This is a genomic window from Verrucomicrobiia bacterium (genome assembly GCA_035629175.1).
Taxonomy (GTDB): domain Bacteria; phylum Verrucomicrobiota; class Verrucomicrobiia; order Limisphaerales; family DASXHY01; genus DASXHY01.
The window spans coordinates 99,836-114,629 of sequence record DASPIL010000001.1; the positions used below are offsets into that span (position 1 = coordinate 99,836).

The window sequence follows — 14,794 nt, forward strand, 5'->3', positions numbered from 1 at the left end:
GCACTCCTCCTTTGCGATCCGAAACCAACCTTCCTGCATCCGTCTTGCCCTCGTGCTGCGGCGCACACAGACTTGCCAGCGATGATTCCGATTGCCCAAACCGGGTTTGCGATGCTCGCCTGGATGGCCTTCTCTGGCGCCAGCCAAGTCAGTGTCGCTGCCGCGGAGTTGCTGCCTCCAGGCTTTCGCCCCTTGCCTCACGGCGTTCACGCGCTGGTCGGCGCGACCGTAGTTGTCCGGCCGGGGACCGTGCTGGAATCCGCTACCATTGTCATTCGTGACGGACGTTTCGATTCCGTGAACACAAACCTGGCGGTGCCTGCGGATGCGCGGGTGTGGCCGATGCAAGGAACGACGATCTATGCAGGATTCATCGAACCTTACCTGATTCTCAACGCGGGCGGCGCGCCGGTGTCGACGTCCGAGGCGTTCCCCGTGAATGAAAGCTCGCTGGCTGCGGGCGGCACTCGTTTCTATGGCGCGCCGGGTGTTCAGAACGAACGGCCGAACGAGCCCACCCAGGGCAACGAGCGATTCGTTCCAGAGCGGCGCTCAGTCGATGGTTACACCGCCAGCAGCGATTCTCTCAGGCCGCTTCGAGAATTGGGTTTTACCGCGGCAGTGCTCGCGCCGGGGAAGGGAATCCTGCGCGGTCGAAGTTCCCTGGTTTCATTGCGGGAGGACAGCGTGAGCCGTGTTGTGCTGAAGTCGGATCTGTTTCAACACATTGCATTTGATACATCGAACAATGAACCCAATGTCTACCCAGCGTCGCTCATGGGCGTGATCGCAAGCGTGCGCCAGACATTCTTCAACGCGCAGCACCAGGCTCGAACCACAGCCGCAAACGGTTCAAGAACGTTTTCCGTTTCATTTGATGATTCCCTCGAAGCGCTTGCTGCAACTTTGGAGCGCCGCGCTCCCGCGGTGTTCGAGGCGGGCAGCGCGCTGATGAACGAACGCGCGGCGCAGGTCGCGCACGAATTCGGAATTCCATATCATCTCGTCGCCTCGGGAGAGGAATGGCGGAGGCCCGACCTCCTTCAAACAAACGGCCCGGCCTATATTGTTCCCGTGAATTTTCCGGCCGCTCCGAAATTGCCGGCGCAAGACGATTGGGAGCAGATCTCGCTCGACCAGTTGCGCGCATGGGACTGGGCCGCCGAAAACCCTGCAATTCTTGCGAAGAGCGGGGCGCGCGTCGCATTGACGACGCATGGACTTGACGATCGAAAGCATTTTCGCCGAAACCTGCAACTGGCCCTTGATCGCGGATTGAGCGAGATGGATGCGCTGGCGGCGTTGACGACGATTCCAGCGAGAATCTGTGGAGTGGATAAAATGTTGGGAACGATCGAGCCGGGCAAGATCGCCAACCTCGTGGTGGTCCACGGAACGAATTACTTCAATCCCGAAAATCGAGTGCGCGCGGTCTGGATCGATGGGCGCATCTATCCCAGCGACGTCAGTGAACCGATCGCAGGCGAAACCGAGAAGGCGAGGCCGGTTCAAACGCGGGAGCCGGATGCAACGCCGTCGCGGGAAGAGCCGGAGGCGCATCCCAGGCCGGCGGGAACATCCGATACTGCGGCTGCAGCGACGAATTCCGCGGCGGGCGCGACGGCAGCCGCTCAACCGGAACGGAAGCTCACGCCGCGTGAGCTGTTAAAGGAACGTGTCGCGCGTTCGCCGCTTGAGCGGCGCGGTGCCACGACGAATCCGGGATCACTTCTGATCCGCGGCGCTACAGTTTGGACTGCGGGTCCGCAGGGAATTTTGACCAATGGATCCCTTCTCGTTTCCGGCGGGAAGATTCAGCAGGCCGGGCATTTCAAAACCGAAGTCGCCCAAGGCACGTTCGTAATCGACGGCGCCGGGTTGCATGTCACGCCTGGAATTGTTGACTGTCACAGTCACGCCGCGATTCTCGGCAATGGCAATGAAATGGGAGTTCCTTCCTCCGCGATGGTGCGGATAGCCGACGTGGTGAACTCCGAGTCTGAGAATTTATATCGGCAACTTGCAGGCGGAGTGACAACGATCAACCTGTTGCATGGATCGGCGAACCCGATTGGCGGACAGAGTTGCGTGATCAAGCTGCGCGACGGCCAGCCGCCCGCCGGACTGCTGTTCACGAATGCGCCCGCGGGAATCAAGTTTGCGCTTGGGGAAAACGTAAAGCAGGCCAACTGGGGAGACCGGTTCACCACGCGTTTTCCGCAGACCCGCATGGGCGTTCGCACCTTCATCCAAAACCGGTTCGTCGCTGCGCAGCAGTACCAGGCCGACTGGGACAAGTTTCGCGCCGCGAATGGTGGGGGTGTGGCGGAGCCGCGGCGGGATCTTGAACTGGAGGCGATCGCCGACATTCTCCGCGGTGAACGCTGGATTCACTGCCACGCGTATCGGCAGGATGAGATGTTGATGCTCACGCGCCTGATGCAGGGATTCGGAGTTCAGATTGCCACATTCCAGCATGCGCTTGAGGCATATAAGATTGCGGATGAACTCGCTGCGGCAAACATCGGCGTGTCACTATTCTCCGACTGGTGGGGTTTCAAATTCGAACTCTTTGACGCTATTCCTTACAACGGGTCGGTGGCTCGCGAGCGCGGCCTGCTGGTGTCGTTCAACTCGGATTTTTCCGAACTGGCCCGGAGGCTTTATGTCGAGGCCGCCAAGGCTGTGAAATATGGAGGAACGCCGGAGCACGAGGCCTTGAAGTTCATCACGATCAACCCCGCGCGGCAATTACGCATCGATTCGTTCACTGGCTCGCTCGAACCTGGCAAGGATGCGGATTTTGCGATCTGGTCGCGCTCCCCGCTCGATTCCACGACGGTTTGTTTGCAGACATGGATTGAGGGCCGCCGCTATTTCGATCGCGAAGCGGACGCCGATCGGATTGAGCAGTTGCGTCGCGAACGAGACGCGCTCGTCGCAAAGGCGCGCCGCGCATCCGATGCAGGAGGCGCCGGAGGCGAAGCCCCCGCGGGAGGAAAGTCATTCTTTGAGGTATCGCTGGAGCAGCGCCACGAGCATTCCTGGAGGTGTGACGGTGAATAGAACGCGCTGGTTGAAGAGGTTTGCCATCTGCGTTGGCGCGTTGTGCGTGTCGCTTTCCCCTTTCGCCAGCGCGCAATCATTGCTTCTAACCAATGCGGTGATTCACACGGTCACATCGGGAGTGCTGACAAACCACGCGATTTCCATTGAAGGTGATCGCATCCGCGAACTGCCGGAACTGCGGGCCGATTTTGCCGCCCCGGCCGGCGTCACAGTCATCGACCTAAAGGGACAGCACGTTTACCCAGGAATCATCGCGCTCGACACAGGCGTGGGACTTACGGAAATCGAAGCCGTTCGCGCGACGCGGGACTCCAGTGAGGTGGGCGATTACACACCCGATGTGGTTTCGTGGGTTGCGGTGAATCCGGATTCTGAATTGATTCCGGTAGCCCGCGCAAATGGCATCGCGTATTTCCAGCCCATTCCGAAAGGCAACGTCGTGGCGGGCCAATCCGCGTTGATGGCCGCCAGCGGCTGGACGACGGAGGAGATGACTTTCAAGGCGCCCGCCGCCTTGCATCTGACGTGGCCAGGCATGGAGTTAAACACCAGCCCGATGGAGCGAACGCGCGAAACCGGCAAGTGGAAGTCGCTTGAAGACCAGGCGAAGGAGCGGCGTTCGCGGCTCAAATCGATGGAGGATTTTTTTGAAGAGGCGAAGGCCTACGCAAAAGCTGCGGCAGCGAAAGACAATGGCGGGGCGGTGTCCAAGGTGCCCGCGTGGGAGGCGATGATTCCCTACGTGCGCGGCGAGTTGCCGGTTTTTGTGCATGCTGATGAAGTGCGACAGATTCGCAGCGCCATTGGCTGGGCTGCCACCAATCAGATCCGCATTGCGATAGCTGGGGGGCGTGACGCTGTTCGCATCGCGGATTTGCTCGCGACCAACGGCGTCCCGGTGATTTACGAAAGTATATTTATCCAACCGGCGCGTGACACCGATGCTTATGACCTGCAGTTCAGCGCGCCCGAACTGTTGCGGCAAGCTGGCGTGAAGGTTGCCTTTGCGTTCGGATCGGGTGGATTTGCAAACACTTCGCTTCGCAATCTGCCGTATGCGGCGGCGCACGCGATCGCGTTCGGTTTGCCTCAGGGGGAAGCGCTGAAGGCGCTGACGCTGCATCCTGCTGAAATCATTGGCGTCGCGGACAGGCTCGGATCCATTGAGGCAGGCAAATTGGCGACCCTCTTTGTGAGCGATGGCAGCATTTTTGATGTGCGCTCGCGGGTGACGCGAATGTGGATTGGCGGACGCGAGGTGAGTCTCGAATCGCGGCATACGCGGCTTTACGAGCGATACAGGAACCGCCCATCTCCCTGAGCCGGGCTTCACTTGCGGACTGCATTTTGGACCTGTTCCTTGAACTCCCGGTAGTTGATCGGGAACGCGTGAAAGCCGCTTTTGGTTTCCACGTTCCGCCAGCGGGACTCGAGATTTGCGATTCGTTCAGCCGTGGCTGGATGCGTGCTCATCAACGCCATCGCACCGCTGTCCGCCCCCGCAGCTTTGGTCTCTTCCTTGCGCATCTTCCGGAAGAACTCAATCATTCCATCCGGGCGAATGTTGGCGTGCATGAGGTAATCCCATCCCGCATCATCCGCCTCACGCTCGAAATCGCGGGAAAACTTTCGTTCGAGCAGGAACGTGCTGTTGCTCGCCAGCACGGCAATGATGCCACTGGCGTCGCCCACCACGAGTTGAACCAGTTGATAAAGGCCGAGCGTCGATATCACGTTGCGAAACCCATGACGCCGCGTGACATGGGCAATTTCGTGCGCCAGCACGCCAGCGACCTCCTCCGGTGCATCGGAGGCAAGCAGAAGGCCGGTGTGAATCACGACATGCCCGCCAGGAACCGCAAATGCATTGAGCGTGGGATCCTCGATGATATGGAATCGGAAGGAGTAGGGCGCATCCTTCACCCCTTCAAGCAGTGGCGCAGTGATCAGCTTGAGTTGTTGCTGGATTGCGGGATCCGTAATCTCGCGTTTGCCTGAGATCAAACTCGCGAAGGCCTGGTCGCCGAACTTCACCTCCCATTCAACAGGGATCGAGTCCGCAATGCCTGAGACGATGCGGTCCTTCGAGGCGATCAGCACGACGATTGTTGCCACAAACAGCAGGGCGATAGTAAGCGCGACGGTCAGAAGCGTGCGGCGGCGGCGGCGATCGTTTCGGTTTTGCGTTGCAAGATCGGACCGATTCGCAAGAAGCGGGTGCGCGAGGATGGCCCGTTCTCGCGTGTGAATAACGGTCTGCGGACGCGCTGGATGCTTGAAGAAAACGACTTCACCGCTGACGCCGCCGACCTCCACGTTCATTGCGTCAGCTGGCAGGGAAACAGTTCCTTTCCCCGATTCGAAGTTCACCAACGTTTCAGAGAGTGTGATTGTGCCGGACGCACTCCCGCCCTCGAGGCTCGGATCAAACGCACCGCCCGGATAATTATTTCTTTGCAAGGATTCGCCGGGTTCAACCATGGCCGGAAACTAAGATGCACAGGCGGCAGCAGCAAGTCTGCAGCGTTCGCGCCCCCGGAGATGGGCTTGATTAGGAACGGGTGAGATACGGCGCTCTTCGGTTACCGCGATTCGGACAAGTCGTGTCGCAGGTTTCACACCTGTCCTGACCGTTGCAGCAGGCTGCTACGGAGGACGGGCTGTCGCGCGGTTCCAAACTCGCAGGGTTTAGTCGAAGCCGAGCAGGCAAATTGTCCGCCGTGCGCCACAGCGGAAAACATTGCCCGGGCGGGTTGCTCTTCTAAACTCGGCGCGTGAAAACCCCTGTGCCCAGTGCCTCGCCAGCGCCCCTCACGCCACGCTGGTTCCTTTTCTTCACCGCGTTCATGACGGGTGCGGCAATCATGGTCGTGGAAATCCTGGGCGCAAAAATGTTGTCGCCGTTCATCGGCACCTCGCACTTCGTCTGGACAGCGCAGATTGCTGTCACGCTGGTCGCCCTTGCTTGCGGCTATTACGCGGGCGGCCGGCTTGCAGACAAATCGCAGGATCTGCACACCCTTTACTGGGCAATCATTGGCGCAGCCGTTTACCTCGTCCTTACGGTCCTCGTCTGCGAGCCCGTCGCTTACTGGTGTCTCGACTTCAACCTCGCCGTCGGCTCCTTGCTCGCATCCGCATTCTTGTTCTTTGTTCCTCTCGGTTTGCTTGCGATGACTGGCCCGTTCCTTGTGCGCGTGATCACGTCAAACGTCGCCGGCGTCGGCAGCAACGTGGGCCGCCTTACGGCGGTGGGAACGGTTGGCAGCTTCCTTGGAACATTGCTCGTGAGTTATGTCATGCTCCCGTGGATTCCCAATTCGACGTCGATGTACCTCACCGCCTCCCTGCTGCTGATCGTGGCGGGTTTTTACTTTCTGCGTTATCGGAGCGGTTCGAAACGGCCGGTGGTTGCGGTCGCGGCATCCCTGGCTGTGGTGGCTGCGCTCTTCTTCACGGAGGGACGGCGACAGTACGGCACCTTCGTGGAACGGTTTCATGGCAATTCTCATTTCGGTGAGATCGTTGTCATTGAACGTCGCGACGGCCAGTTGCGGTTTTATTCGAACGATAATCTGGTGCAGAACACTTATGATCCCGTGCGGCGGCAGAGCGTTTCCACATTCACCTACATGCTGTCAGGACTGGCCCGCGCCTATACGACCAACATATCCAGCGTGCTGTGCATCGGAATGGGCGTCGGCATCGTGCCCATGGAGTTCGCGCGGGAAGGCTCCCGTGTGGAAGTCGTTGAAATCAATCCAGCGATCGTTCCCGTGGCGGAACGCTTCTTCGACCTGGAGCCATCAAAAATGACGATCATAATTGACGACGGGCGGCACTTTCTGAATCGCGCAACGAACGATTACGACGCCGTCATTCTGGATGCATTTTTGGGAGACTCGTCGCCCGCGCACTTGATGACACGGGAGGCGTTTGAGTCGATTCGGCGGGTGTTGCGTCCGGGTGGCACGCTGGTGATCAACGCATTCTGCGAGCTCGAACCGGGGCGTGATTTCTTTGCGGCTTCGCTGCACCAGACGCTGCAATCCGTGTTCAAGGGCGTGCGGATGCATTTTGGCGGGGGCCAGATATATTTCGTCGCCACGGAAAGGACGGAGCCGCAGGCGTTGCGAACGCCGGATTTTGCCGCGATGCATCCACAGGCCCGCGGTGATGCCATGACCGCCTTCCAGACGCTGGTGAGCACGGATCCCGGGCACGGCCGTGTGCTCACCGACGACTACAATCCGGTTGAGTTCCATGATGCGCGGAACCGGGAGATGGTCCGCCGCCGTCTTGCGTTGAATGCGCGGCAGATGCAAAATTTGTAGCTGCAACTTTGTTTGTTCGGTTTGCATGACGGGCGGCTCTTTACTGGTGATTGAAAACGACGGACATCCAGGCCTTGCTGGCGGATTTTCGGGAAACCGGTTCGGAAACCGCCTTTCGCGAACTGGCCGGCCGCTACATTGACCTCGTGTATTCGGTGGCGCGCCGGCTCGTGGATGGCGATGCGCACCGCGCCGAGGATGTTGCCCAGACCGTCTTTGCCGATCTTGCCCGCAAGGCCTCCAAACTGCCTCCGGACGTTCTGCTCGGCGGATGGCTGCATCGGCACACCTGTTTTGTCGCCTCGAACATCATGCGGACCGAGCGCCGCCGTCAGATTCGGGAAAGGCATGCCGTTGAAATGAATGCGTTGCACAGTGATCCAGGCGGCCCGGAGTTTTCTGCCATGGCGCCGATGATTGACGAAGCGATCAACGAACTCAGCGAGGCGGATCGCACCGCGATTGTTTTGCGTTTTTTTGAACATCGTGATTTCCGCGCCGTCGGCGAGGCAATTGGCGCCAATGAAGATGCCGCGCGCATGCGGGTGAATCGCGCGCTCGAACGCCTGGAGGGCGCATTGCGCCGCAGGGGAGTGACTTCCACTGCCGCGGCACTGGGAATCATCCTGGGCGTCCATGCTGTTCACGCGGCGCCGGCTGGGCTCGCCCTGGCAGTGTCGGGCGCCGCTGCTCTCGGGGGGACCGCTGCTTCTGCTGCCACAACAACACAAATCATTGCTATGACTACCGTCCAAAAAACCATTATTACGACTGCGTTGGCAGTTGCGATTGGCGCAGGCCTGTACCAGGCTAAGCAAGCGTCGGCGCTTCGGAAGGAAGTTGCCGCGCTGGAACAAAAACAGGCACCATTGCAGGCGCAGATCGCGCAACTGGAACAGCAACAGGCCGAGGCGAAACAAGTGCTGGCTTCGCTTTCGGAGGAGAACGACACCTTGAAAAAGAAACCTTCCGAAGTTCTGAAACTGCGCGGCGAAGTGGGCCGTTTGCAGGAGGAGAAATCAACGCTCGGGCGGACCGCCGCGTTGAGCAAGGCAACCGAGACCCCCGAGGCGCGCAAGTTCATGCGCGAACAACAGAAGGCCGGGATGTCCATGCTTTACAAGGAGCTCGGACGCCGCGTCAAGCTGCCCGAGGAGAAGGCCGATCAGCTCAACGATCTTCTGGCGGACAACATCATGGAAAACGTCGACCTGATCACGACGGTTCTGCGCGATGGAGGAACGCCCGCGGAGGTTGAGCAAAAGTTTGCAGCGTTGGAGGCGGGTCTGAAGGACAAAGTGAAATCGATGCTCGAGCCTGAAGCCTATGCCGAGTACGAGGAATATACGCGCAACCTGGTGGGGCTGCTGAGCTCGGAACAGTTCAAAGGCAAGCTCACGGGCGAGAACGAGGATAAGGACGCGAAGAAACAGCAGCTCTACAACCTTCTCCTCGAGGAGACTCGCGCTGCGCTCACGCAGGCTGGTTTGCCGCAGGATTATCAACTGCTCCCCATTCTCAACTTCCGGAACATTGCTTTCGAGAACGAAGCAGACCGAAGCCTCCAGCTCCTTTCGGGAGTTTACGAAAAGGTGGCAGCGCGCAGTACCTCGTTCCTCTCAGCCGAGGAACTGAAGAGCTTTGAGGAATTTCGCAAGCAGGCCATTGAGAACAGCCGCATGGGGCTGGTCATGAACCGCAGCCTGATGATGCCCATCGGCAAGTAAGCCGCGATGGCGGGGAATGGGCGGCGGTCAAACCGCTCAATGCGCATTGCGCATGTCGGCCGGCTGGCGATCAAACTGGACTGCGCTGTCGTTGATGACTGCTCGATCCGACTTTATCAGGCGGATCATTTCAGCGCCCGCCAGCAGCACCGGTCCATAACCATGAGCGGCAAAAACGCTTGTGGGCCGGTAATAATAAAACGCGGGATCGAATCCCATTCCCGTGCCGACGCATACCTCTTCGACCTGCCCCGCCGCATTGACCTTGGTTGAAACGGCATTCCATGACAGCAGCACCATGGGACCGTACGCGAGTGGATCGATCCATCCCCGGTTGATCGCGTGCGCAATGCAATAGGTGTAAATGGCTGATGCAGAGGTCTCCAGATAGGAGTCATTGCGGTCGAGAAGCTGGTGCCAGAGTCCGTTGTGCCCCTGATAGGACGCCAGGCCGCGGACATGCGCGCGGAAGAGGTCCAGCACGAATGCCCGGCCCGGATGATTTTCCGGCAGTGCGTCGAGCAGTTCCGTTTTCGCCAGCAATGCCCATCCATTCGCCCGCGCCCATCGAAACTCTGGATGCACGGACATCCCTGCGATCCAGCCATGCATGTAAACGCCGAGATCACGGTTGAACATGCGCTGAGAAAATTGGCGGATTTGCTTTACAGCGTCATCGAAGTAACGCGCATCCCCCGTCAGGCTGCCCATTTGCGCGAGCGCTGGCACCCCCATGTACAGGTCGTCCAACCAAAGGGAATTCATCATTGGACGCTTGCGCGCGAGAGTTCCGTCCTCCAGGCGGAACTGTTTGGTGAACACGTAGTCGGCCCAATGGTCAACCAACGGCCGCGCCTCAACCAGGCCCGCACGCCCGGCCTTGATCATCGCCGCGCACATCGAGCCCGCGTCATCCAGAGCGCCGGGATGGAGCACCGCACGGAATGGATTGCGCTCCCCCGTCATCCCCGCCTCGTCGAGAGCGCGGAAGTACTGTGTCCTTGCAGCGATAAATTTCAGGCGTTTCGAAACGTAATCGGTGAATCGTGAATCCCCTGTGGTTTCGGCCGCCAGCAACATGCCCGAATAGGTGACTCCCCACTCGTAACTGATGATTGGAAAATGCCCTCGCTCCACCGTCGCCTGCCGGTCTGGTTGCGAAAAATCCGTGATCTCCGCGCCTGTTTCGCGGTTCACCACGCGAATGGGAGTGTTGGCTTCCAGATACCCGTGAATTCGCTGAAGGACTTCAGTGATGGCGGCGGCGTTCGTCGGTCCATAGGGGACAGGATACTTCGGCGGCATGCGATGCAGTGCCGTTGGCACCTGGGCGGGGGAGGGTGCGGCCAGCGCCGCTTGCGCGATGAGAACCGAGAGAGCGGCGATGAGTTTCTGCAGAATCCGGGAAGGCTGGTTCATGTATGATATGGGTTTTGCGATGCAACGCCGCGCATAGGCGCCACTGCCGGTTTGTCTCGCTGTCAGGTGGAACGTGCAGCGTTGATACAAAAGCCGCCGCAGAATGTCCAGTGCGGCCACCAATCACACAGTGCGGCAGGGCCGGAACGAAAACGGGTTTACGCGAATTTCGCAAATTTACGCGAATGGAAGAAAGGAACTTTAACCACGAATCACACGAACCACACGAAAAGGGAGCAGCGGAAATTGAATCGAACGACGGATCGATACGGATCGGAACCACCTTCTTTGCCTTTTCTCTGCTACCTCTGCGTGCTCCTGTTAAACGTCTTCTATTCGCGCTCTTCCTGCCCTGCCTGTGAGGCAACTTCTTTTCGCTCTTCTTGACGCAAATCGGGAAAGACGAAAACGGGTTTCCGCGAATTTCGCAAATTTACGCGAATTGAAGAAAGGAACTTTAACCACGAATCACACGAACCACACGAAAAGGGAGCAGTGGAAAATGAAATCGAACGACGGGTGAACACGGATCGGAACCACCTTCTTTGCTTTTCTCTGCTGCCTCAGCGGGCTCCTGTTAAACGTCTTCTATTCGCGCTCTTCCTGCCCTGCCTGTGAGGCAACTTCTTTTCGCTCTTCTTGACGCAAATCGGGAAAGACGAAACGGGTTTACGCGAATTACGCAAATTTTCGCGAATTGTAGAGAGGAACTTAACCACGAATCACACGAACCACACGAAAAGGGAGCAGCGGAAATTAAATCGAAAGACGGATCGATACGGATCGGAACCACCTCCTTTGCCTTTTCTCTGCTACCTCTGCGTGCTCCTGTTAAACGTCTTCTACTCGCGCTCTTCCTGCCCTGCCTGTGAGGCAACTTCTTTTCGCTCTTCTTGACGCAAATCGGGAAAGACGAAACGGGTTTACGCGAATTGCGCAAATTTTCGCGAATTGAAGGGAGGAACTTAACCACGAATCACACGAACCACACGAAAAGAGAGCAGTGGAAAATGAAATCGAACGACGGGTGAACACGGATCGGAACGACCTTCTTTGCTTTTCTCTGCTACCTCTGCGTGCTCCTGTTAAACGTCTTCTATTCGCGCTCTTCCTGCCCTGCCTGTGAGGCAACTTCTTTTCGCTCTTCTTGACGCAAATCGGGAAAGACGAAACGGGTTTACGGGAATTACCCAAATTTTCGCGAATTGAAGAGAGGAACCCGCGATCGGCGGATGACTTCCTTTGCAGATTTTGCTGCGGTGTGGCTACATTCCGGCAATATGGGTTCAAAGTTTGCCAACCGGGGTGAAGTCCCGCCCTGCGGAGGGTCGCCACAGTCTTTCCCGCAGCACGGACTTGGCCCACAGTGTCCTTTCACGTGCGCCTCAGGCTAATGGCCCGGGGAAATGAACAGAAAGTTTTTTGAAGCATGCAAATCGTTAAACCCAATTCGCCGGTTGAGTCCGCACATGACATTCTTCACGCGCGCTCGCATCCGCTGGATCCCATTTTCGCGCCGCAGTCCGTCGCGCTGATCGGCGCCACTGAAAATGCCGGCAGCGTCGGCCGAACAATCTTTCAGAACCTGGGCCGCGGCGGTTTCCAGGGCGTTGTGTATCCGGTCAATCCCAAGCGCAACTCCGTGTTGAGCGTCCGGGCGTATCCCAGTGTGTCAGCCCTGCCCGAGCGCGTGGACCTTGCAGTCATCTGCACGCCGGCCAAAACGGTTCCCGGAATCATCCAGGAATGCATCCGCGCAGGCATTCCCGGCGCCGTTATCATTTCAGCGGGATTCAAGGAAACCGGCGCGGAGGGAGTTGCCCTTGAGAAGCAAATTCTCGCCGACGCACAGAAAGCTGGAATGCGGATCGTGGGGCCGAACTGCCTCGGCGTAATGGTGCCGCAGCACGGGTTGAACGCAACGTTCGCAACCACCATTGCGAAACCAGGCAATGTCGGGTTCCTCAGCCAGAGCGGCGCCCTCTGCACCGCAGTTCTTGATTGGAGCCTCAAGGAAAACGTTGGATTCAGCGCGTTCGTGTCCATCGGCTCGATGCTCGATGTGGGATGGGGCGACCTCATCTATTACCTGGGCGACGATCCCGCCACCAAGAGCATCGTCATTTACATGGAAACCATTGGCGATGCCCGGGGATTCCTTTCCGCGGCGCGCGAAGTGGCGTTGACCAAGCCCATCATCGTGATCAAGCCGGGCCGCACTGCCGGCGCTGCAAAAGCAGCGGCTTCACACACGGGGTCCCTGACGGGCAGTGACGATGTGCTCGACGCCGCGTTCAAGAGATGCGGAGTGCTGCGCGTGAACAATATCTCGGATTTGTTTTACATGTCGGAAGTTCTCGGCCGCCAGCCGCGCCCCAGGGGCAACCGGCTCACGATGATTACGAATGCCGGCGGCCCCGGCGTGCTGGCAACGGATGCTCTGCTCATGAGCGGCGGCGCCCTTGCTGATGTTTCAAAACAGACCATCGAGGAGCTGAACAAGATCCTGCCATCGGCGTGGTCGCACAATAACCCGATCGATGTGCTGGGTGACGCGAGTGCCGAAACTTACGCGAAGACTCTGGAGATTTCGGGCCGCGATCCCAACAGTGATGGATTGCTTGTGATCCTGACGCCGCAGGCAATGACGGATTGCACGGCCACGGCGGAGAAGCTCAAGGCGTTCGGGCACATCGAAGGCAAGCCTGTGCTGGCGAGCTGGATGGGCGGGAAGGATGTGGCGGAAGGCGAAGCCATTTTGAATCGAGCGGGAATCCCCACGTTTCCTTATCCCGACACGGCAGCCAGAGTATTCAGCCAGATGTGGCGTTACGCCGATAATCTGCGCTCGCTTTACGAAACGCCACTGCCGTCAGCGGATGCCGATGACCTTGACTCAGGGCGTGCCAAGGCGAGGGGATTGCTGGACACGGTGAAGACGACAGGGCGCACGATCCTGACGGAGTCCGAATCCAAGGAATTGCTGGCCTGCTATGGCATTCCAACCGTGGTCACGCGCGTTGCAAAAACGGAGGGCGAAGCAGCGAAGATCGCAGGCGAGATCGGGTTTCCGGCCGTGTTGAAACTGTACTCAGAAACCATCACGCACAAAACCGATGTTGGCGGGGTGCAGTTGAACCTGAAGGACGAGGACGCCGTGCGCCGTGCGTTCAAGGCCATCAAAACCGCTTGCACTGAAAAAGCCGGCGCCGAGCATTTCCAGGGCGTCACGGTTCAGAAAATGATCAAGCTCAGCGAGGGCTATGAGATCATCCTCGGCAGCAGCATCGATCCCCAGTTCGGCCCCGTTCTCCTTTTTGGGATGGGCGGTCAGCTGGTGGAGATCTTCAAGGACAAGGCGCTTGGATTGCCCCCGCTGAATACCACCCTGGCGCGGCGGATGATGGAGACGACAAAGATCTATCAGGCGCTGAAGGGAGTTCGGGGACGCAAGGCGGTCGACCTCCCAGCGCTGGAACGCTTGATGGTCGGGTTCAGCCAGCTGGTTGCGGAACAGCCGTGGATCAAGGAAATCGACATCAACCCAATGTTTGCGTCGGCCGACGACCTGGTCGCATTGGACGCCCGCGTTATCCTGCACGATGCAAAGACCAAGGAAGACGCGCTGCCGAAACTGGCGATTCGCTCGTATCCGACGCAGTATTCGACGCCGTGGAAACTGAGGAATGGGACATCTGTGCTGATTCGCCCCATCCGGCCGGAAGACGAGCCGCTCCTGGTGAAGTTCCACCAGACGCTCTCGGAGGAAAGCGTTTACCACCGTTATTTCAGCCAGATCAAACTCGACCAACGGATTGCGCATGAGCGTTTGGTCAGGATCTGTTTCAACGATTACGATCGCGAAATTGCGCTCGTCGCCGAGTTCAAGGATCCGAAAACGCGGGAGCGGCAAATCATCGGGGTCGGACGCTTAAGCAAGGCGCGCGGACGCAATGAGGCGGAATTCGCGCTGATCGTCGGGGACCCCTGGCAAAAGCATGGTCTCGGAACCGAGTTGCTCAAGCGGCTCGTGCAGATTGGCCGCGACGAGAAGCTGAAGCGGATCACGGCCATGATCATGGCGGATAATTTCGGCATGCAGCATGTAAGCAAGAAGGTGGGCTTCAAAGTAACTCACGACGAGGGAGGTCGTGATTTTCAGGCCGAGTACCTGTTCAAGAAGAGCTGATCGAATTGCGGCCGCGGCGTTCCAGGCGCCGCGTCCGCGTTTTTCACGCCCTCGTG

The 14,794-nt window shown here is 58.6% G+C and carries 7 protein-coding genes; 5 read left to right on the forward strand and 2 right to left on the reverse strand.

Features of this window, described 5'->3' with window-relative positions; all coding sequences use genetic code 11:
- Positions 1–81: 81 nt before the first annotated feature.
- The gene (locus tag VEH04_00420; protein HYG21214.1) at positions 82–3,066 is read left to right on the forward strand and encodes an amidohydrolase family protein; all 2,985 of its coding nucleotides are present in this window, start codon (positions 82–84) and stop codon (positions 3,064–3,066) included.
- Complete coding sequence (locus VEH04_00425) at positions 3,059–4,390, forward strand: amidohydrolase family protein (GenBank protein ID HYG21215.1); 1,332 nt, start codon at positions 3,059–3,061, stop codon at positions 4,388–4,390. Before VEH04_00420 ends, VEH04_00425 begins: the two co-directional genes overlap by 8 nt.
- A gap of 8 nt (positions 4,391–4,398) precedes the next feature.
- On the opposite strand, the gene VEH04_00430 is transcribed toward VEH04_00425, so the two are convergent.
- Positions 4,399–5,550, reverse strand: a complete 1,152-nt coding sequence (locus tag VEH04_00430) for a M48 family metallopeptidase (protein ID HYG21216.1) — start codon at positions 5,548–5,550, stop codon at positions 4,399–4,401.
- A gap of 293 nt (positions 5,551–5,843) precedes the next feature.
- On the opposite strand from VEH04_00430, the gene VEH04_00435 reads away from it, so the two are divergent.
- Complete coding sequence (locus tag VEH04_00435; protein HYG21217.1) at positions 5,844–7,403, forward strand: fused MFS/spermidine synthase; 1,560 nt, start codon at positions 5,844–5,846, stop codon at positions 7,401–7,403.
- Positions 7,404–7,453: 50 nt separating this feature from the next.
- The gene (locus VEH04_00440) at positions 7,454–9,130 is read left to right on the forward strand and encodes a sigma-70 family RNA polymerase sigma factor (GenBank protein ID HYG21218.1); all 1,677 of its coding nucleotides are present in this window, start codon (positions 7,454–7,456) and stop codon (positions 9,128–9,130) included.
- 36 nt (positions 9,131–9,166) lie between these two features.
- Here the strand turns inward: VEH04_00440 and VEH04_00445 are convergent, their stop codons facing one another.
- Entirely contained in the window at positions 9,167–10,549 is a 1,383-nt protein-coding gene (locus tag VEH04_00445) for a glycoside hydrolase family 88 protein (protein ID HYG21219.1), read from the reverse strand.
- Between the two features lie 1,429 nt (positions 10,550–11,978).
- On the opposite strand from VEH04_00445, the gene VEH04_00450 reads away from it, so the two are divergent.
- The gene (locus VEH04_00450) at positions 11,979–14,738 is read left to right on the forward strand and encodes a bifunctional acetate--CoA ligase family protein/GNAT family N-acetyltransferase (protein ID HYG21220.1); all 2,760 of its coding nucleotides are present in this window, start codon (positions 11,979–11,981) and stop codon (positions 14,736–14,738) included.
- Positions 14,739–14,794 lie beyond the last annotated feature (56 nt).

Excerpts from the sequence above, each read along its gene's own strand:
- VEH04_00450 (HYG21220.1), top strand. The coding sequence starts at position 11,979 with ATGCAAATCGTTAAACCCAATTCGCCGGTTGAGTCCGCACATGACATT.
- VEH04_00445 (HYG21219.1), bottom strand. The coding sequence starts at position 10,549 with ATGAACCAGCCTTCCCGGATTCTGCAGAAACTCATCGCCGCTCTCTCG.
- VEH04_00430 (HYG21216.1), bottom strand. The coding sequence starts at position 5,550 with ATGGTTGAACCCGGCGAATCCTTGCAAAGAAATAATTATCCGGGCGGT.
- VEH04_00420 (HYG21214.1), top strand. The coding sequence starts at position 82 with ATGATTCCGATTGCCCAAACCGGGTTTGCGATGCTCGCCTGGATGGCC.